Below are 20,976 nucleotides of genomic sequence, written 5' to 3' on the forward strand. Positions count from 1 at the left end.
GTGTTATCGTTTATTGAATCTCTAAAACGGGGCTATTCCTTTCCATTTTGTCTGAACCAGCGGTAATCAGACGTTGCCCTACCCTTAGCCCCTTGATTATCTGTACGGAAGTTTCATTACGCCGTCCTATTTTCACATCCTTCTCGACAGCCTTACTATCCTCTATGATGAACACATAATTTCTGCTTCCGATTTGTTTTAGTGATTCTACAGGAATCCAAATACCCGATAATGATTCCCCGATCTCTAACTGGATTTCTACATGGTTCCCTGTAAAATGAACCCCTTCGTTCCTAAAAGAGGCGGTAACCCGAAAAGCTTTTCGTTTGGGATCCATCTGTATAGATCTTTCCGTAATCTTTCCTTTGATTATTTTATCAGGGAGTGCCAAAAAAGCAGTCGCTCCGATTTCGATTTCGGCAATGTCCTCCGATGTCACGTAAAAAATGGTTTCCATTGTAGCTGTTTCCGCCATACTAAATAGCGGTCGTCCCATACTTACTTCCTCACCCATTTTGACCGGCACCTGTGTAATAATTCCTGAAAAAGGTGCTCGGATCGTGTTCAAATTTTGCAGCTGCTGGGTCGTTTTGACCTGAACATCCAATTGGGTTTTATACCCATCAACGGAAACCTTGGAAACGGCACCGGCCTTGAACAGTTCTTGTTGCCTAGTATAGTCTTCGGCAATCCTTTTCTGTTCGATTCTTGCCTGATCGATCTGCAATTGGTAATTCAAGGGCGGGTATTTAGCGATGATTTCCCCACGCCGTACTTTCTGACCGGGTTGGGCGTTAAGCTGGGTCACTATTCCGGATTGCTGCGCGACAAAACTGGCCGATTTGGAAAACCGTAGTTCCCCATAATATAGCTTACTTTCCGTATAAGGCGCTTCCTTTACCGTAATGGCCTTTACATTGATCGGTTCTTTCTTGGTGGATTCCTGTTGGATTTCCGGCCAATAGCATGCCCCCAAAAGGGAACTTGAAATAACCACTATCACTAAATGCTTTACTATTTTCATGTGTTTGTTTTTAGTGTTTTTCCAGGGTCTAACCGCTCAACTTTTTTGACCCGTTATTCGCAAAATTTGAAGGTGCGCCAGATGTAAATCCAGATAGGCATTGAGCAATTCCAGTCGGGACTGTGTGAGCCGTAACCGACTTTCTTTAAATTCAATGGTAGTGACGACACCCAGACTCAATTGCTTTTTAAAAATTTCTATTTCATTTTCGTTCAAAAGAATGGTTTCCCTATACGTTTCAATATTGGCCATGGCATTGTTATAGGTATTCTCGGCCGTCTTGAGTTGGTTGAGCAAGTCCTGCTTGGTTTTGGTAAGATTGAGTTCCGCCGTTTCCCTCTCAAGGGTAGCCTTGGCGATTTTGGCCTTGTTGCTCCCTCCGGAGAGAATGGGCATGCTAATACCCAGCTGAAAAAAGAACAAATTGTTTTCGTTATCGCTAAAATTAAAGTTGTTCGCCTGGGCATCGTAGTTATAGCCAGCGGTCAGATTTAATTTTGGGTACCAAAATTTCCTTTTGAGATTGATTTGCCTATCCGCAATTTCCACCTCTTTTTTTAAGGTTTTGAGTTGTGGTTGTTCCTCTAGGTTTGCCTCGTTGGTATATATGGGATTGTTTAGTCCTATGGTTTCGAGGTCATCGGTTAGCATTATATCCTCCTTCATGGAAATATTGGCCAGTACTTTAAGGTCGTTCATCAACTTTCCCAATTGATTTTTGGCATTCTCAAGGGAGGGCAGTGTTTTTTTATAAAATATTTCGGCTTGTTGTACCTGCAAGTCACTTACGGTACCCTTGCTGTGCAGTTTCCGTATCTGGGCCAATTGATCTTTTGCCAAGTTTGAATTTTCAACAAGCACCGCCACACTTGCCTTGGTAAAAAGGGCCTGCCAATACAGGGATGAGGCTTGGGCAACAAGTTCATTGGAGAGATAGGCATTGTTTAAAACACTGATTTCCTCGGCAAGCCTTGCAATCCGGACAGCGGGAAAAACGGCAGCATCAAAAATGGTCTGGTTCAAGGCGGCATTGGCATTGACACTATTGTTGAAGTTGGTTCTCAACCGGGTTATGCTTCCGTCAAAATCATTGATAAAGAGAAAATTTCTATTGAAGTCCCGTTGATAAAACCCATTAAGGCGAACATCCGGCAATAAGGCGGATTTGGCAATTTTGATTTCCTCCCTTGAAATGAGAACTTGCCTTTCACTTTGCTTTAAATCGATATTGTTCTTTTTGACCATATCGATATATGTTTTCAAATCCATCTCCTGGGAATAGGACAGGGTATAGATTAAGAAAGCTATACAAGAGAATAACACGGTAAAGGAGCGAAAGTTATACTTCATTTGCTTCGTCGTTTCGTGGTAAAAAGGGTTGCCCCTCTTTTTCGAAGCAAAAGTAGAACCGCGCTATACTATAAAAGACTTGCCCTATAAATCAGGACACATTTTTTAGTATCGAATTATAGGGAACGGGGTATTTGAACCCTCTAAAGGATTTTTCAATAGGACTCAAAACAAAAAATACATACTGAAAAAGCAACGCTCTTGGAAAGTAGTTTGGGGATAAAAGGTGAATTGTCAAAACCACTAAAAAAGACCCGAAAAGGGACCTTCCAGTAAAATGGATATTGATTTTACTTTTCTGTCCTGTAAAACCGCCGTTTTATGGCATTGACCGAAAACGTCAATCCAATATTGTAACGAAATCACATCCAAACTGTCTCATAATTAAGCAATCAGTCGTAACGGAAAGGTTTAAATATTTCTTTTATTTTCATTTCTGGTTTCACATTAAAGGAAACCATATAAAATCCCGCGAATGGAAAAGCCGCTAATATTTAACTTGCAATTTAAAATACCACCGCTTTGACAATGTTCCGTTTTGGAACGGTAATCTAGGAAAAATAACCAATAAATTCCATATGACGATTAAGAGAACTAATGATAACAAGGGATGGTTGTACACCTTGGCGAGAATAATTTTTTTTTACATCTGTACTATAGTAGCCACTTTATTTAGTTACACCATTACAGAAAATGTATCGGACAGAATCGCAGACCAATTATCAATGTTCCTTGCAGCAATCTTAACCCTCCTCTTGGTAATAGTATTTACACGTTGGGAAAAACTTAATCTAAATGACGTGGGAATTGTTCCTGGTAAAAAGAGTGCCTCACGTTTTTCTATTGGCTTTGGCGTTGGATTGTTAATGGCGGTCACGCAAGCTATGATCGTATTAAGTTTTGGTCATTTTCAATTAAAACTCGTTCCTGAAATAACTATGGCCGAAATAGGTTTACCCTTACTTTTATACGTATTGGCAGGATCTAGAGAAGAATTAGTGTTTCGCTCCTATTCTTTAAGAAGCTTGAGTTATTCCTTAACTCCTTTTTTGGCATTGGTTATTATGACCACAATCTTTAGTCTGGAACATTTAGTTTCTGGAAATACATGGCAAAACGCAATAATAGGTGCTGGCACCGGAGGAATTTTATTTGGTTTGGCGGCCTTAAAGACAAAAGGACTGGCCTTACCCTTAGGGCTTCATATTGCATGGAATTTCGGACAATGGTCATTAGGGTTTAAAGGCAGACCGGGCATATGGGAAGCAATAGTTGAAAAAGGATATGAATCGCAGGTTGAAAATATTGGTTTGACTGCTTTTCTATTTGTTATGAGTTTGGCCATTGCAGGGGTTTGTATTGTCTATAAAAAGGAAAAGTTATTTTAGAAAGCAAGACTATAGCTAAGACGGCTATAACAACTGAAGCGGAAAGAATATAGTTAGCCACCACTACTTAATACTCTATGATAAAATCTTAATTCTTGGCAGACCCGAAAAACCAACATTTTTAGAGAAGATCAGATTCTCCTAACCAGTCATGTCAATCTACTGATTTAGCTAAGAACGGATAGAAAGTAAAAATCGTTAAATTTATGTTGTTCATACGATTACCTAGAATGCTCGAAGAGCGTTTCACGGATAAACTCTGACATGAACAAGAACTGATATAAATGCTATTTTAAGGTAAATAGTTACTAATTCCGGGAAAATGAAAATAGGATGGCTACGACCAAAAGTAAAAAGTCGGGTTGCAAAAATTTTATGGATTACACTGTTCTGGATGGTGATTTCAGTATTCCAATTTTTAGCAAGCTATTCAACGCTGATTCAATTCAACTACGACTTCACCGGTCTCAATGTTATCATGATTTTAAAGGGTAGTATTATCACGGGTTTTATTGCTGGGCTGCTCGGAGGTAGTTTTGTTGTTCTTCTATGGGGTAAATGGCTTAGGACCAAATCTTACGGTTGGTCCTTGCTAAATATTTTATGGTCCTATACTCTGGTATATTTAATAATTGCGGTAATTAGTGGATTACTTTTCCACGCCATTCGGCTAGACGTTCCAATGTTTCATCTGGAGGCATTGCAAGCTACCTTGGCCCATCTTGCTTCGCTTATAGGGGTTTATAATTATCTGTTTTGGCTTTTGGTAGTTATCGTAACATTTATCGCCTTGCTTGTGAACGATAAATACGGGCCCGGGGTATTCCGGTCCTTTTTATTGGGAAAGTACTTCCACCCGAAAAGAGAAGATCGCATTTTTATGTTCTTGGACCTTCGGGGGTCAACTGTCATTGCTGAGCGATTAGGTGAAAATCAATATTTCCACTTCTTAAAAGACGTCTTTAGAGACGCTACTCCGGGGATAATAAATTCAAAAGGAGAAATCTATCAGTACGTAGGCGATGAAATCGTCATAAGTTGGAAGAAGGATTCAGGAATACGGAATGCAAATTGCCTGCAATGCTTTTTTGATATTCAGCAATGCTTTTTGGACAAGGCCTCCTATTACCGGGAGACCTTTGACGGAATTGTCCCGGAATTTAAGGCAGGTTTGCATTATGGATTTGTCATGACCGGGGAAATTGGCGTCGTAAAACGTGACATTGCACATTCGGGCGATGTATTGAACACGACGGCTCGAATTCAGTCCAAATGCAATGAACTAGGGGTGAACATATTGATATCCAAGTATCTGCTGGAAAAGCTGGAATTACTACCCACTCCTTTTAAACCGACAATGGTCGGGGAGATGGCACTGCGGGGAAAACAACAAACCGTAATGTTATATACGTTATAGATGAATACTTGAACAGAGTGCCCTAAAAGATTGGTGCCCCCTTTTTTTGCATTATACGGATAGGGCAAACGTGGCGCCTACTCATTTTGGTCAGGTATCGTCACCAAAGTTCAAAAAGGACAAATTTTTTCAACAAAAGCAGTTCCATAAAACTAATAATTCTCGGGAATCCCCTCTACCTTCTCATTTTGTTCCATTAAATTGCCGTTTCATAAAATCTGTTTAGAAATCCAGTAGATTCCGGCTAAACTCCGGTCCTTGGAACAAAAAACTTCAATATCGTCTATGGATATCTCAAGTGAATTCTTATAAAGAATGGCTTATCTCGGAGATAACTTGTAAATTACATCTAACGAACTCCCCAACTATTTTCTATTTATATACATGTAGTATGCCCCTAAAATGGGCTCCTCTTTCTCGTCATTAAACCAACTTTGAATTTCAATATTCCCTTTGTCCAGTTCAAAGGTGAAATTTGCAGAAACATCCGTTTCGGAAATCTTTACCGATTTTTCCCTACCTCCTATTTTTATCCGTGCCGAATATATCGGAAAACTGACACCTTTAATGAAAGTGCCGTCCGTTACTTTTTTCTCTGGAATTCCTTGTCTAACACTAAAGTCGGATTCTTTGGGCCATCGGCGCAGTTCAAACTCATATTCTCCGGCTTCCGCTACGGATAAATGCCAGATTCCATTTTTTCTTGGTCCATACCGGGTTTGTATTTGCTGATCGACAAAAACGTCCAGCCATTCGCAGGCTGAGACCAACATAGGATTTTCATATTCACTTCCGATAATCACGCGCTGTGGTTCATAGACCATATCCTTTACACTGTTCCACCACATGTTCAAATGAGCCCTCATTTTTTCCACGACTTCCGGATTCTCTGCTGCAACATCATTATCCTGATAGGGGTCGGTTGAAATATCGTATAGCTCTCTATTCTCTAGTAACCTCCAGTTTTTCCATAAGACTCCGGCACCATCTTTCATGGGGATGGCTGGGTTTTCAGTCGTGTATTTTACTTCGAACATGGGCATTCGGCTATAGTTTATGACCAACATTCTGTCGTCCAGTTTTTCTTTTTCTCTCCTAAGTAATGGAGAAAGGTCCACACCGTCCAGCTTTTTGGGAATAGTAGTAATTCCTGACATGGATGCTAGTGTTGGCAGTATATCCTGAACATGACATAGCTCGTCGATCTTTGACGGTTGTTTTGACAAATGTTGGGGGGTCTTCATTAAAAGGGGAACGCGATGTCCACCTTCCCAGAGGGTTGTTTTCCCCCCTTTCATACCAGCATTAAAATAGTCCTTCCCAAATGTGCTTCCGTTGTCCGTAAGAAAAACCACTATGGTGTTTTCATCAAGACCGGATTCATCCAAAAAGTCCAAAAGCTTACCCATATTATCATCAATGTTGGCTCCCATAGCCAAAAAACTGACCAATTCTTTTCGTTTTTCCTCATCCAAGTCTTTAAATAGTTCCGGATTCTTTCCCATTGCCCCTCGAACAGGATCTCGATAACGATCGGGGACAAAATGAGGCCAGTGGGCAGCATTGAGCGCAATATACGTGAAGAACGATTTTTTTGAATCAGCTCTTTTCTTCATCCATTTTATACTTTCATCAAAAAAAACGTCAGTACAATATCCTTCGAATGACTTCTTTTTACCGTTGTGAATGTAGGTATCGTCAAAGTAGTCGTTGTCCCAATAGTCGGGCAAACTGTTAATATGTGAAGATGGGAACCATATGGCTTTTTCAAAACCACGGTCTTCTGGTCGGAAAGGATAATTATCTCCTAAATGCCATTTCCCAAAAAGGCCGGTAGCGTAACCATTTTCCTTAAATACATCGGCCATGGTCTTTAGTTCAGGACGTAGCAAGGTTCTTCCGCTGCTGACATTAATGGCCCCATTTCTAAAGGCATCCATTCCGGTTAATAGTTGCCCTCTTGTAGGTGTACACATTGGGGCCACATGGAAATCCGTAAATCGGGTTCCTTCCCTCGCCAACCTATCTATGTTGGGTGTATTTGTTACCGGGTTTCCATTAAAAGAAAACTCACCATAACCCTGATCATCGGTCATCACAATGATGATGTTGGGAGGTACGCTTTCTTCCGGAGGATTAGAAGTACACGTTGTAAATACAATGCCAACAATAAAAACAACGACCTTGAATGCTTTCATTTTCATTTAATTGACCTGTTCATACTAATTTCTATTTTCTTGAGGGGTATTCAAATGACCTATTTCCGATTTGATCCAATTATTGCCGTGATGCCCAAAATTCTTCCAACTTTCTATATAACATTTTGAAAGTGCCATCGCGATCCACTTTTTTGCACCGTAAAAATTTACCGTTCGTTTTGTAAAAATTATAGTCCATATAGGTAGTTACTGTGGGGCAAACGGTTTCCTCCCATTCGCCCAATTCAGGATCAATCAAAACAGCTATATCTCCCAGGTCGAAAAACCCTTTTTTTGTACCTTGCCAATAGTCACTTTTAAAACGGTAATTGTAGAGGTACTTACCAAGTTCCCCAAAGGGTTCTACTTTCTCTTTGGATTCCTCCATAGTACCTGCCGATAAATTCGTCCCCGTATCAAAAAGTACTAATGGAACCGGTGAATGAAACAACATGCGGGCCGCGTGCATGTCTCCTTTCACGTTGTAGTTATGTGCACGATAGGGCCACGTATTCTCCGTACGGCCATGCCAAAAAAAGATAATCCTATCGGCAATTTTGGGTTCTTTGAGATAGGCGGATGCCAAATCAGTGGCTGAACCCAATCCAATGACCCATAAAGGATTATCACTTGATCCTTCCATGGCCTTTTCTATGATAAAATCGACTCCTTCAGAATGGCTTGGCTCAAACTGGTATTGCATGGGATGTGAGCCAGCATACACCGGATATTTTCCCTTTAGATCAGCTTTGTCCAAGATGGTCTTGATAACACTGACCGATCCGCTAATACTTTTTTTCCCAACTCCAAAAACGTGATCATAATTGCTTCCCACAAAACCTTCAATTTGCAATCTTTCCGGAGAGAGAACAGCGAGGGCAAGGGCCCAAACGTCATCAATTTCATTCTTGGCATCGCTAACTATGATTGTCCGGATTTTTTCATTCTTAGGCGGAATTTTCGGGATGGTTTCTTTTATACCATGATAAACATCCGTTTGTCCGAAAACGACGATGGAAAAGAAAATAAATAGTAGGACTTTAAAGTTACGCATCATTTTGAATATTCTGTTTGGATTTGTGGACTCGTTTCTCATGGTATGTTCTATTGTTAATTGCATAATCATAATTTTTAGCTCTATACGATACATATATCTGATTAGTGTATGGCTCGCCCTATCTGGAAACCGCCACACCAATGTATGAATCGGCGGTTCCATAATATAAAAACCATTTCGATCGGAAATGCACAAGCCCTTCGCCAAATACGGTTCCGGACTTATATTGACCCGTCATCTCATGAGGCAATGTAGGTTTGAGCAGACAGGTATCGGAACGAAAAATGACTTTTTCAGGATTATTAATATCAAAAACTGCTTTTCCTACCGAATACGTGCCCGTTGGTAAATTGTCATCGCGTGTGGCATCATCGGAGTTTTTGCCATTATAGAATAGCACAATACCTTCATCATTAATCAATGCAGGTGGCCCGCATTCCGCCAGTGCGCTGTCAAATTTATTCTTCCTTGCCCCCAGAATTACCTTGAGGTCATTATCTTCATTCAACAGAGGAATCCAGTCTATCAAATTATCGGACCAGGCAAGATTGACAAAATGTTCCCCCCAATACATCCAATATTTTCCATTTATTTTTGCAACAATCTGTTTGCCTCCTTCCATTTTTGTAACAATGGAGCCTGACTTTGACCAATGATCCAAAAATTTTCCATTATGAGCTTTGGCAAATGCAAGTCCCCTTTTTTCCCATGTTATTAGATCCTTTGAAAATGCAATACTTAATCTAGCAATTTTATGATTCCATGAAGTATAGGTCATCACATATAAACCATCTTCCGTTTCCACAATTCTTGGATCCTCACAACCACCTGGATAATCATATTGCATAAATTCATCGTTATCGGGATACAAGACTGGAGTTGGATGTTTTGTGAAATGAATTCCATCATCACTATAGGCCAAACCAATCCTCGAAGTTCGCCCTCCAAGAATGGCTTTAGGATTATCTTCACAGCGCATAAACAAGTAAACCTTATTGTCTTTAACTAGGGCAGCAGGATTAAAAACATCTGCTTTTTGCCACTGTACGACCTCTTTTTTTATGGGACAAGTAAATGTAAAAGACGAATCTGCCTGAAAAATAGGATTCTCCTTTGGTTTATAAAACGATTGAAAATCCCATTCTGAAGAAGGAGGTGTATTACATCCTAAGGTCAATGAAAAAACTGCCAATGCAAAAAACTTACTATAACTTTTATTCATTATGTGCTTCATATAGATGTTTTGAATCGTTCCTATTTTATTTGTCTGTAATTAATCTTTGCTACTTTAAGACCGAGGCCCCTGATAAAGAGATTTTCATTTCCATTTCTGCGGAGCTTATGCTCAGAATAGATTTGAAATCAATATCTCGAGGGCAAGAAACTATTTCTCATTCTTACAAAACCTTTTACTATTTAAAATTGTTCAAAACCTTATAAAAATTCGCGATAATGTCTTCTTTATTGAAATGCTCCCAGACAATAATTTTTCTAGGGTTTTTGGGTTGTTCCTTCCATACTTTATCAACCATGATCGGGCATGGGATTTCAGTGGCTTGGGCCCATTTGGGATTTTTGACAATGGCAACGGCGGCCATATCAAAAAGAGATCTGGATGGTGGGTCACCGTGGTAATCGATATGGGTAAAAAGATTTATGGAATAATCCCCAAAATTGTTGAATTTACCACCGTGTCGTCCTACAATGGGTGTCTTTATTTTTGGTCCAACTCCCGGCATTTTCGAGTTTATTTCAGTTTGGGTAACGCGAACAGCATCTGTGCCAGAAGGTTTTCCATATCTAACAGTTACCATTTCGAACGGCACGTTGGTTTTAAGAACGTAATTCATAGACTCAATATCGTTGTCCAGATTGTATTCTCCGGGATCTGGATAATTTGCACCAAGCCAAACCAAGCGGATATTGTTCACAATGGTAGGGTCTTTTTTTAAGGCTAATGCCATGTTAGTAAGCTTGCCAACAGCTATGACCACTAATTTTTCGTCGGTATGTCTTTTGGCTTCGGAAATAATGAAATCAACAGCTTTGAATCCATCAAAAGTTGCATTTTTTAAATCGTCCTTTATCTCGGAAAAGGAGCCATTGGCTCCCTCTATCAAAGGTATTTTTTCCCTTACATTGAAAAGCTTCATGATACGTTCGGCTTCCTTGTAATGACTATCAACAGCTCCCCCATTCCGCGTGGCATTGACTGTAATAGCCTTAATATCAAAATAACCCTGATTGGAAAATAGATAGGCCAGTGCATGTTGGTCATCCAGTTCATTGTTGGCATCGGTATCAAAAATGACAGCTAACTTTTTGGACGAAAAATCAGCTTTTTTGGGCTTAAAAGAACCAAACAAGATTAAAAAAGATGAAATAAATAAAAAAGTGATCAATGTTCTCATATTGTGCAGATTAATACTTTTTGTTTCTAGCTTAGATGCTCAGATCGATTCCAAGAACGTAACATGCCTCTTGTATTCTTTAAGACCAAAGTCCATTTTTCCCTACTTACTGGGCAAGTTGGAGCCTTAAAGATTCAATGAAGAAAATAGGAACGAAGGTTTCCCGACGTTCCCATTTTCAAAAAAACTAACTCAAACTAACAAAGATTTTATATTCTTTCATTGAATAGGTTCATTTGCACTATGCGGAACCGCCCTTCTACGAATGGCATATATCTTCAACAAAATGATAACTGCAAGGAGTTGTCAATACTCCTCCTAAAGTGCAGGAAACATCATTGAAAGTGTATTCTTCATTCGTTATCATAGTCATCATATTCTCCCAACTCTTCAATTTTATAGATTACCCCTTCTTTGGCTAATTGTTCTCTCAACGTATTAAGTTTCAATTCAGCAGGAGTTGTCTTGTTCTGCACTGTTAAAGCCGCAGCCGTTCCAGCAACATGGCCCATCTGCATCCATGTAGATTCTAGCCGATATGAGCAGAATGCTACATGGGACAATGAACTGCACACGGGAACCAATAGGTTGGAGACTTCATCAGTTTTGGGAAGTAGAATCCTGTAGGGAATCTCGTAAGGTTCGGTGACCTTATGCCAAATTCTTCCCTCGTTGGTAAAGGTTGAATCGGAGACCTGAACCCTTTGTACATGGTGCGAATCGATCCAATGGGAACCCAACATGACCGCATCTTCTTTACTCCTCTCATCCAAGATATCTTTTTGGGTGAAAACAAAATCTCCAACCATCCGCCGTGCTTCCCTTATGTATAGGTAATAAGGAAAGTGATCATTGTCTATAAATTCATCTTTGCAAAAGCCATAGGAACGCATCTCCTGTTGTAGCTTTTCGGGTACCGACTCGTCATGGCCAAGAAAATATAGAAATCCAAGAGTATAGGATTTGTGGTCATCAAATATTTTCTTACGTGTTGCATAGTCGGCATCTGGATACTCCCTATTGCCTCCAAAAAGTCCCAAGGAGATTAGGGCATCCTGCTTATTGTTGAACTCAAACTTACCGCTGCCTCTTTCATAGATTCCCATCAACCTATTTAGCTTAGTCTCCGGGTAATTTTTCAAATAATCCCGCAATAGGTCGAACTGAGAAGGTTCGTAGTCGTCAGGTTTTGGAATCTCCACCTTGTTGCTATCAATCTTGGTAGCTGACAGGCGAAAATTATAATTCATTACCCTGTCATCCCCTGTACCTGGTTTTAGTCCAGAATCCTTTGAAAAATAAGGTAGTATTTTACCATGGCGATCTATTGTCCGTGCACTAAGGGTATCATCCATAAAACGTATGCCGGCGTAAGATTCGTTGTATTTGCTTTTACCTTCACGCCCATAGGTATAGGAGACATCCGATCGCGCCATCAAATCACCTTCATAAGATGCATCTATGAACATTTTCCCGTTCACTACAGTACCATCGGTGAGAATAATATGATTAATTGTTTTACCCTTTTTGTTGACAGAGTCCACATATTTGCCGTAGAGCACTGTAACCTTCGCTTCTTGTAACATCTCGTTGTATAGCTCTTCCGCTATATGGGATTCAAAAAAGAACGCAGGATCACCCTTTTCAAAATTCAACATTCTTCCATCATGAAATGTCTCAAAATATCCATCAGGAAATTGCTCTCCCATCCGGACATAAAACTCCAACGCAATTCCGGTAATCGCCTTATTGATCATATGTTCCGATTCTGCCGTATTTATACCACTGGTACTCAGGCCGCCCACGTGATTGGTCTGTTCTATGAGCAGTACCTTGGCACCGTTCCTTGATGCCGCTATGGCCGAGATTACTCCCCCCGGGGTTCCCCCGTATACCACGACATCGAACGATTCCCCTTTTTGGCATGAACAGGGCAAAACAATAAGTGCCGCAAGTGAGCAAAAGAATATCCAATTTTTCATATGATGAAAAGTTTTAGCAAACAAGTATTTATAATAAAAAGATGTCATCAATACGCACAAAAATTTAAAATAGGCGGGGTTTCAAACCATGCCTTCTTTCTTGGACTAATATCCATCGTTTTGTGTTAATTCCCTATTGGCGTCCAGCTCAGGTAGAGGAATTGGAAACAGTACATATTTACTCTCGGTCGGGATACCTGTACTTTCCATTTGCTGAATGTAGCGGCCGGTCCTAAGCAAATCCCACCTTCTGTGGCCCTCTGAATAGAGTTCCCAAGCCCGCTCTTGAAGAATAGCTTCCTTAAAAGCCTCCGTGGACAATCCTGGAGCTAAGGGATCTATTCCGGCCCTTTCCCTAATTTGGTTTACGGCGTCGTATACCGCACTATTAGGGCCTGATAGTTCATTCTCCGCTTCTGCAAAAATCAATAGAATGTCGGCTAATCTATATACGATCCAATTATTGTTTGCAGCGCTATTGCCACAGGGCGAAAGGTCTAAAAACTTATCGTGTCTTGGTTTTTGTTTCACCAGCAGCGTATCTCCCGATGCCGTAATCTTTTCGGTATAGATGAGTTCGGACCGGACGTCGTTATCGTTAAAGGATGCCACAAAATCCTCGTTCACCATCAATCCCCCAAAGCCCGGATATAGAAAATCCACGGCAAATGATTGCGCATAGCCACTGGCAAACTGAGGCTCTACACAACTGTACTGAATGGAAAATATATGTTCCGTACCATTTTCATTGGCAAGGTCAAATACATCGGTATAGGTTTCAAAGAGTTGATAATTACCGGAGGATATGATTTGCTGGGCAAGATTCCTCGCCTCTTGATAATTGCCTAACGTAAGGTGTATTTTTGCCAATAGCGCTTGGGCCGCCCCAATTGTAGCCCGACCGATATCGGAGGAGTTTTCATAGGTTTCCGGAAGGCCTCCATCATCAATTATTTCATTCAAATCGCCAATTATTTGGTCATAGATCTGCGAGGATTCGACTCTTGGAATGGCCAGATTATCTATCCCTTCCGGGGGTGTCAGAACGAGAGGGACATCACCAAAAGCCCGAACCAAATTGAAATAAGTAAGCGCCCTTAAGAATTTTGCTTCCGCTATGACCCTATCCCCTATATCGCTATCCAGGGTGGTGTTTACAATTACCGTATTGGCACGATTGATAGTACTATATGCAGCGGTCCAAAAATCGTTCAAAGGTGAGAATGCCGAACCAAATTGATTCTTATCAAACCCTATGAATTCAGCATCACCGTCATCTCGATATTCTATGATATCCGCCCCAAGTTCCGACAATGTAACGTAGGTATCTCCGTAGTATTCATCCTCCCTCAAGTTTGCATACACGGCATTGACACCCGAAATGGCATCTTCCTCCGTGTTAAAAAAATTCTCATTGGTGATGAATGAAAAAGGCTCTTCCTCCAAATTGCTTTCACAGGAGGCCAATAGCGTAAGTAAGAATATTGGTATAAGTATATATTTCATCATTTTATTTTTTACATTAAAAACTAACATCAATTCCCAGAATATAGGATACGGCCTTGGGATATGTTCCATAGTCGATACCGGATATTACATTGTCCTGCCCCTCCGAATTGACCTCCGGGTCAAAGCCCCTATAATCTGTAATCGTCCATAGGTTTTGGCCGGTTAGATAGATTCTTGCATTGCTCAGAACGGATCCTAATTTTGATGATGACTTTATTGGAATATTATATCCTAATGTGACATTTCTCAACCTCAAAAAAGAACCATCTTCAACCAAGAAAGTACTTGCCGTGTTGGGATGTCTTGCGGCCATTCTAACATTAGTATTACTCGGGTTTTCAGTAGTCCATCGATTCCGGACAGTGGTCAACATATTGAAGTTCGGTTGTCCATCCTCCAAGCTTCTCCGATTCAAATTGAGGATTTCGTTTCCGGAAACACCTTGGAAAAAAATGGATAGATCAAAACCTTTCCACTCAAAGTTATTGGTGAATCCATATACTATGTCAGGCAAACCATCACCTATAATGGTACGGTCATCGGCTTCGTTAAAGACTCCATCCCCGTTTACATCCTTGAATTTCCAATCACCCGGGTTTGCGTTGGGGGCTATGCCCGATGCATCGATTTCTGCCTGGTCTTGCCAAACACCATCCCATACCAGTCCATAAAAAGAAGCTACCGATTCTCCCTTGGTAATGATGTTGCTACTACCTATTCCGTCAGCGCTCAAAATTATATTGTCGTTAATTCCAATATCCAAAACTTCGTTTCGATTCCAAGCGAGATTGGCGTTGGCCTGCCAGTTAAATTCTCCTTCTATTATCCTTGCATTCAAATTAAACTCCAAGCCTTCATTCCTAAGGCTTCCAATATTACTTAAGGCACTGCTTGCACCGGATGTGGCCGGAAGTTCAATAGCCACTAATAAATCTTCGGTCTTCTTGTTATAGTAATCCGTAGAAAGCTGAACCCTACTGTTAAAAAGACCTATGTCCATACCCACGTTAAATTGCCCCGTTTTTTCCCATCTTAAATCCGGGTTGGCCACGTTTTGAGGAAAAACTCCGATAGGCGTGTTTGCCCCATTATCAAATACTGTACGTAGTGTTCCCAGGCGCGCTAATGATTGATAAAGTCCAATTTCCTGGTTACCGGTAATACCATAGCTTGCCCTAAACTTCAAATTATTGAAGGTCTCGCTTTCGCCGAAGAAACTTTCTTCCGAAACCCTCCAAGCAAAGGCCGCGGATGGGAAGAAGCCATATTTGTTGTTTTCACCAAAGCGGGACGATCCATCCAACCTTCCGCTCAATGTTAGTAGATATTTGTTTTTATGGTTATAGTTGACACGTGCCAGGTATGAATTTAAACCCCATTTTTCTCTTTGGGTAATGGTGGGCTGGGGTGAGGCCCCAACTGAAAGATTGTCCGGTCCGTTTACATTGGTGACAAAATCGTTGGTCTGTGCGGTGGAAGTCTCTATTTCCTGGGACTGGAACGTTATACCGGCAAGAAAATCAAATACATTATCCGGGTTGATCTCAAACTTATAGTTAAGGGTATTTTCGTTCAACAAGTTGGTGGAACGGGTAAAGGATGATACGGCAGATCCATTTTCATTGACGGCCAAAGTCGCGTATTCAAAATTGTTCGGAAAAAACAGTCGGCGCTGGCTACTTACAATATCTCCACCAACACTTACTCTTAATTTTAGATTATTGGCCAATTCATAGTCCAATGCAAAATTGGCCAGAACCCGGTCGGTTTCGATTTCATTGATGGTTTCCCTAGCAAGTTGGACTGGATTGACCATTTGGGAAAGCCCCGATCCTGGACCAACATTGATCGAATAGTTGCCATCTTCATCAAAAACGGGTAGGGCAGGGGTAAATCGCAGAGCGTTGGTGAGCACCCCTTCTCCACCTGCATCTATTGTAGGATTATTTTGGCTTCTACTTAAGGATAGGCTGTTGGTTAGGGTAATCCTGTCAGAGAGCTTATTATCCATATTGATTCGAAGGCTATATCTTTTGAATCCTGAATTGATAATTGTACCTTCTTGGTCGAAATAGCTTCCACTGATAAAATACTTTGTGTTTTCACTTCCCCCTGAAACGGAGAGTTGATGGTTGGTTATCACAGCGGTTCTAAAAATTTCATCCTGCCAATTGGTCGCGCCATATTCATCAAGCGGTTGTGGAAACCTTCCATCGGGTACGCCATAACGGACCGGTATTCCCAAATTTACCAACTGCTCATTTTTAAATGCCAGATGTTCGGACCCGACCAATAAATCCAACGTTCTGGATACTTCTTGCAAACCAGTATAGGTGTTATAGCTGAATTTGGGCTTTCCTGATTCTCCCTTTTTTGTAGTGATGATCACTACACCGTTGGAACCCCTAGACCCGTAAATTGCGGTGGCAGAGGCATCTTTTAGTACTTCAATGGATTCAATATCACCTGGATTAAGCGTCGCCAAAGCATTTTGCCCCTCGCCAACGTTAAATGATCCATCATCTGGTTGAAATAGATTGTTGTTGCTATAAACGGGAATCCCATCTATAACATACAATGGTTCATTGCCTCCACTGATAGAATTTCCGCCCCTAATCCTTATACTTATTCCAGCCCCAGGAGCACCGGATGTCTGGGTAACGGTTACTCCGGCGGCCCTTCCTTGTATTGATTGATCAATAGATGCCACAGGGACATCGGCAATGTCTTTTTGGGAAACTGAAGAAACGGCTCCTGTAAGATCACTTTTTTTGACGGTACCATACCCTACAACTACCACTTCGTCCAAACTGGATGTATCTGCCAGTAACGCAACGTTAATGGTACTTTGGCCATTTACCTGGACTTCTTTAGTGGCGAAGCCTATATAGGAAAAGACCAGAATGGGATTTTCACCGCGGAGTTCCAAGGAAAAGTTCCCATCAAAATCGGTTTGCGTACCATTTGTGGTGCCCTTTTCAACAATACTGGCACCAGGTAGCGGATTTCCTTCACTATCAGTTACTGTTCCTGAAATTTCGGTTTGTACATCAAAAATGGTTGCTTCCTCTTTTTCTTCTGGCGTTTCTTTACCCGGATCCCTGAAAGTAAGAAGGATTTGCTTGCCCTCTATGGCATAATCCGTATCTGTACGATCAAATAAAATAGCCAATACCTTATGGATGCGCTCTCGCCTTACCTTTAAGGATACTTTACGATCTATATCGACAAACTTGGTAATGTATACGAATCGAAAATCCGTGGTGCTTTCAATTTCGTCTATGATCGAAGCAACGGACATATTTTCAACATCTAACGAGATTTTGGTTTTCTGGGAATAGCTGTCATTAGCCTGCAATCCAAACAGTGCAGTGAACAATAACAGGGCGGTCAATTTCATTTTCAGGTCAAATTTTGGTAGTGGAATCCACCACGACCTCGTGTTCCATCGTTTTTTCATATTTTTAAGTGCTTAAAAAGTGGTTACTTTAGTTTAATTAATCGCTTTCTACACCGGGAAGTGTTGGCGCATTTCCCGGTTTTGCTTAATAACTCATTTTGGCCATAGGCAAATCGTTTAGTTAATAATGATTATATTATCCTTTATCTGATATTCTATCCCGTACAAGGTGTTGAGATAGCCCAGAACTTTCTCAATGGGTTGATCCTTGAAACTTGCATTGAACACTTCTTTCCCTAGAGCTGCGTTTTGGTTAACAATAGTTATATTGTAATGCCGTTCAAGCTTTTTCAGAATATTGTCCAAAGGCATTTTTCTAAAGACCAATTCCCCATCCCTCCAGGCTGTGTACACATTGGTATTTACCCTTTCTACGGTGATTCCTGCCGATATCTTATCCATGGAACCCTTATCCCCGGGAACCAATTTAGTGGGGGTATTGGAATCAATCATCCCAGAATACATGGCGACCGACCCTTCTACCAGTATTACATCCGAAGCACTATCCTCAGGATATGCGGCTATACCAAATTCTGTACCCAGCACCTCAACGTTAAGGGTCGAGGCATTTACGGTAAAGGGATGTTTTAAATCCTCGGCTACATCAAAATAGGCTTCACCGGTTAAAAATACCTGCCTATCACAATTCTCTAAAAATGTTACGGGATACCTTAATGACGACCCTGAATTGAGACTTATCTGGGTACCGTCCGACAGTTGTAAATCGAATCTTTTACCATAAGGTACCTTCAATGTGTTGTACGTTAAATCCGTATTTTCGCCATTCTTTGAATACACGATTGTACTCCCGTTCTGTTTCCCTATCAAGTTTCCTTTAGGATCACGGACTTCTTTGGCACCAGAGGGATCTATGATTTCGATAGTGCCATTTTCAAGTTCCAGGGTAATAGATTGTTCTTCAGGAACAAGAAGTTCATTTTTCTTTCTTTGGAACATATCCATTTTATAGAAGTATCCCAATCCAAGAAATAAAATAGCAATAGCGGCATATTTTAAGAATGATCTTGTAGGACGCCGATGAAAGATATTTTTATCCCTTCGAATTTCTTTCAGAAGTTCCTTTTTGGTCTTCTCTATGTCGTATTTTTTCATAGCGTAATCAATAAAAAAATGAACTTTTACAAATTCATTGAACAATAAATGATTTTGGGGATTGTCCAACCATTCCAGTAAAAGAGTCATCTCCTTTGGATTGGCCTGCCTGGTGATATATTTTACAATGAGTTCTTGAAATTCCTTCTTAGGCATTTTAGTGACGATTTCTATTAAAAAGACGAGGCCAATTTGTGATTCCCTCTATTTTTGATAATATTTTTTTAATATTGACATAATATCGTGTTCATTTTTCATTATTTAGCAAAGAATGAAGGAAGCATTCTCAAATACTATTTTCCTAATCAAGCGCCTTAGAAATGGCGATGAGGCTGCCTATACCTACCTGGTGGATACCCACCATCATAGGCTTTGTACCTTCGCTAACAGTTTGGTCAATGACAGTTATCAAGCACAGGATATTGTACAGAATGTATTTATGGCACTCTGGAAGAAGCGAAAAAGCCTTCCTGAAGATTTCAATATCCATAGTTTTCTTTCCCGTTCCGTGTACAACGAATTCATTGACCAATACAGAAAGAATCAATCTCTTTTGGCCTTGGAAAAAAAGTATATAGAAGCTCTAAATTTGGTAGTAGAGGATAAGGACGTGGAGACCATTGAGCAATTAGTGGACATAGTGAAAGAAGAAATTGTGACCTTACCACCCAAATGCAAGGAAGTATTTGTTTTGAGTAGGCAAGAAGGCCTCACCAATATTGAAATTTCCGAATACCTAAAAATTTCCATAAAAACAGTTGAGGGTCACATAACCAGGGCTTTTTCAATCCTGCGCAAAAAACTTGGCGATAAAACCGATATGCTTTTGTTTCTTCTCTTTGGGCCAAATAGAAAACTGACTTGATTCGGCCACTATTTGGTATAAAGGCATAGGTTATTATAACATCTGAAAGGCACAATTCACTTTCTGCCGGCAATCTTAATACTTGGTTCCATAAAAAGAACGTTTCTAGGGAACTTAAAATTCTTCTGCTTCTGTCTTATTGACTTACCGTTTGATTAAACCATTTTCTGAAGTTCCCTAGTAGGAGTTTTTAGATTATGTATTTAATTAGCTGTAAGTTTACTAATATGAATAGGACTTAATCAAAAACCGGTTTCAACTGTTTCACTCTTGGAAAAAATTCACCGTCACACCATAACCGACCTCTATCAAACACTAAACATGCCAGTGGACGATGAAATCAACTTCACTATTCTTAGCATTCCTGATATTCACTCGGAAATCCCCTTCAAATCACCCGTTCTAAGGGCAGAGTATTTTTCATTTATCCTGACCAAGGAAGGTTCAGGTGTATATAACCTTGACGACAACACATTCCCATTTGGGAATAGATCAATCTATTTCACCAACCCGGGGCATATCAAGTCATACGAATTGTTCTCCTCGAAAGAAGCCCAGATCATTATGTTGACGGAAAAATTCCTCCAGGAAAATGTACATCCACAGATCTATAACGAGTTTCCTTTTCTTCTGGCCGAGATCGTGCCCCCCAATGAACAGACCGAAACAGAGTTCAAGGAATTGGAAATGCTTTTAGACCAGGTCGGTTTTGAGTTCAAAAATGATTCCAAATACAAGAACAAGATCATTGGCAATATGATACTGGTATTGCTGATGAAGATCAAAGAGCGGTTTTGGGCCAATTACAATCCCCTTGTTGAAGGTGAACACAACTCTAGAATCGTCAAGTCGTTCAAGAAAATACTGGAATCCGAATTCAAAAAAATACTGGGTGACAAACAGGGACAGGTAAAACTGCAGGCCCAATACTTTGCCGAACAGCTCAACCTTCATCCCAACTACCTTAATTCCGTCCTAAAGAGCAAAACGGGCAGGACGCTCAGTGATTGGATATCCCAACGCACCCTTTCCATATCCAAGTCTCTTTTGGTGGATTCTTCCCTATCACTCAAAGAGATATCCTATTTGTTGGGCTATAGTGAGCCCACACACTTCAGTAGATTCTTCAAAAAGAACACAAAACTATCCCCGAAAGCCTTCAGGACAGCCAATAGGAGCCTGTAATCTTTGAAATTGGTCAG

At 40.6% G+C, this 20,976-nt stretch carries 14 protein-coding genes; 4 read left to right on the plus strand and 10 right to left on the minus strand.

The window, feature by feature from the left end; translation table 11 throughout:
• Positions 1–10: 10 nt before the first annotated feature.
• Together ACO06Y_RS03210 and ACO06Y_RS03215 are read right to left on the minus strand one after the other, a co-directional pair.
• Entirely contained in the window at positions 11–1,024 is a 1,014-nt protein-coding gene (locus tag ACO06Y_RS03210) for an efflux RND transporter periplasmic adaptor subunit (protein WP_422082386.1), read from the minus strand.
• A 36-nt stretch (positions 1,025–1,060) separates the two neighbouring features.
• Positions 1,061–2,374, minus strand: coding sequence for a TolC family protein (locus ACO06Y_RS03215; RefSeq protein ID WP_422082387.1), 1,314 nt, complete (start codon positions 2,372–2,374; stop codon positions 1,061–1,063).
• Between the two features lie 578 nt (positions 2,375–2,952).
• On the opposite strand from ACO06Y_RS03215, the gene ACO06Y_RS03220 reads away from it, so the two are divergent.
• Positions 2,953–3,762, plus strand: coding sequence for a CPBP family intramembrane glutamic endopeptidase (locus tag ACO06Y_RS03220; protein WP_422082388.1), 810 nt, complete (start codon positions 2,953–2,955; stop codon positions 3,760–3,762).
• A 322-nt stretch (positions 3,763–4,084) separates the two neighbouring features.
• Positions 4,085–5,179, plus strand: coding sequence for an adenylate/guanylate cyclase domain-containing protein (locus ACO06Y_RS03225; protein WP_422082389.1), 1,095 nt, complete (start codon positions 4,085–4,087; stop codon positions 5,177–5,179).
• Positions 5,180–5,544: 365 nt separating this feature from the next.
• On the opposite strand, the gene ACO06Y_RS03230 is transcribed toward ACO06Y_RS03225, so the two are convergent.
• The 8 genes from ACO06Y_RS03230 to ACO06Y_RS03265 all read right to left on the minus strand — a co-directional run bounded on the left by ACO06Y_RS03230 (position 5,545) and on the right by ACO06Y_RS03265 (position 19,065).
• Positions 5,545–7,377, minus strand: coding sequence for an arylsulfatase (locus ACO06Y_RS03230; RefSeq protein WP_422082390.1), 1,833 nt, complete (start codon positions 7,375–7,377; stop codon positions 5,545–5,547).
• A gap of 79 nt (positions 7,378–7,456) precedes the next feature.
• Positions 7,457–8,497, minus strand: coding sequence for a nucleoside hydrolase (locus ACO06Y_RS03235; RefSeq protein WP_422082391.1), 1,041 nt, complete (start codon positions 8,495–8,497; stop codon positions 7,457–7,459).
• A 55-nt stretch (positions 8,498–8,552) separates the two neighbouring features.
• Positions 8,553–9,668, minus strand: coding sequence for a glycoside hydrolase family 130 protein (locus ACO06Y_RS03240; protein WP_422082392.1), 1,116 nt, complete (start codon positions 9,666–9,668; stop codon positions 8,553–8,555).
• 178 nt (positions 9,669–9,846) lie between these two features.
• Entirely contained in the window at positions 9,847–10,845 is a 999-nt protein-coding gene (locus ACO06Y_RS03245; protein ID WP_422082393.1) for a nucleoside hydrolase, read from the minus strand.
• Positions 10,846–11,198: 353 nt separating this feature from the next.
• Positions 11,199–12,827, minus strand: coding sequence for an FAD-dependent oxidoreductase (locus ACO06Y_RS03250; RefSeq protein WP_422082394.1), 1,629 nt, complete (start codon positions 12,825–12,827; stop codon positions 11,199–11,201).
• 105 nt (positions 12,828–12,932) lie between these two features.
• The gene (locus tag ACO06Y_RS03255) at positions 12,933–14,336 is read right to left on the minus strand and encodes a RagB/SusD family nutrient uptake outer membrane protein (RefSeq protein ID WP_422082395.1); all 1,404 of its coding nucleotides are present in this window, start codon (positions 14,334–14,336) and stop codon (positions 12,933–12,935) included.
• 13 nt (positions 14,337–14,349) lie between these two features.
• The gene (locus ACO06Y_RS03260) at positions 14,350–17,796 is read right to left on the minus strand and encodes a SusC/RagA family TonB-linked outer membrane protein (protein ID WP_422082396.1); all 3,447 of its coding nucleotides are present in this window, start codon (positions 17,794–17,796) and stop codon (positions 14,350–14,352) included.
• A 117-nt stretch (positions 17,797–17,913) separates the two neighbouring features.
• Positions 17,914–19,065, minus strand: coding sequence for a FecR family protein (locus ACO06Y_RS03265; RefSeq protein WP_422082397.1), 1,152 nt, complete (start codon positions 19,063–19,065; stop codon positions 17,914–17,916).
• A gap of 115 nt (positions 19,066–19,180) precedes the next feature.
• Between ACO06Y_RS03265 and ACO06Y_RS03270 the strand changes: the two genes are divergently transcribed.
• Both ACO06Y_RS03270 and ACO06Y_RS03275 read left to right on the plus strand, forming a co-directional pair.
• On the plus strand, positions 19,181–19,774 hold the full coding sequence (locus ACO06Y_RS03270) for an RNA polymerase sigma factor (RefSeq protein ID WP_422082398.1): 594 nt from the start codon (positions 19,181–19,183) through the stop codon (positions 19,772–19,774).
• A 321-nt stretch (positions 19,775–20,095) separates the two neighbouring features.
• Positions 20,096–20,959, plus strand: coding sequence for a helix-turn-helix domain-containing protein (locus ACO06Y_RS03275; protein ID WP_422082399.1), 864 nt, complete (start codon positions 20,096–20,098; stop codon positions 20,957–20,959).
• Positions 20,960–20,976: the final 17 nt, after the last annotated feature.

This window comes from Ulvibacterium sp. (assembly GCF_965228935.1).
Classification (GTDB): Bacteria; Bacteroidota; Bacteroidia; order Flavobacteriales; family Flavobacteriaceae; genus Ulvibacterium.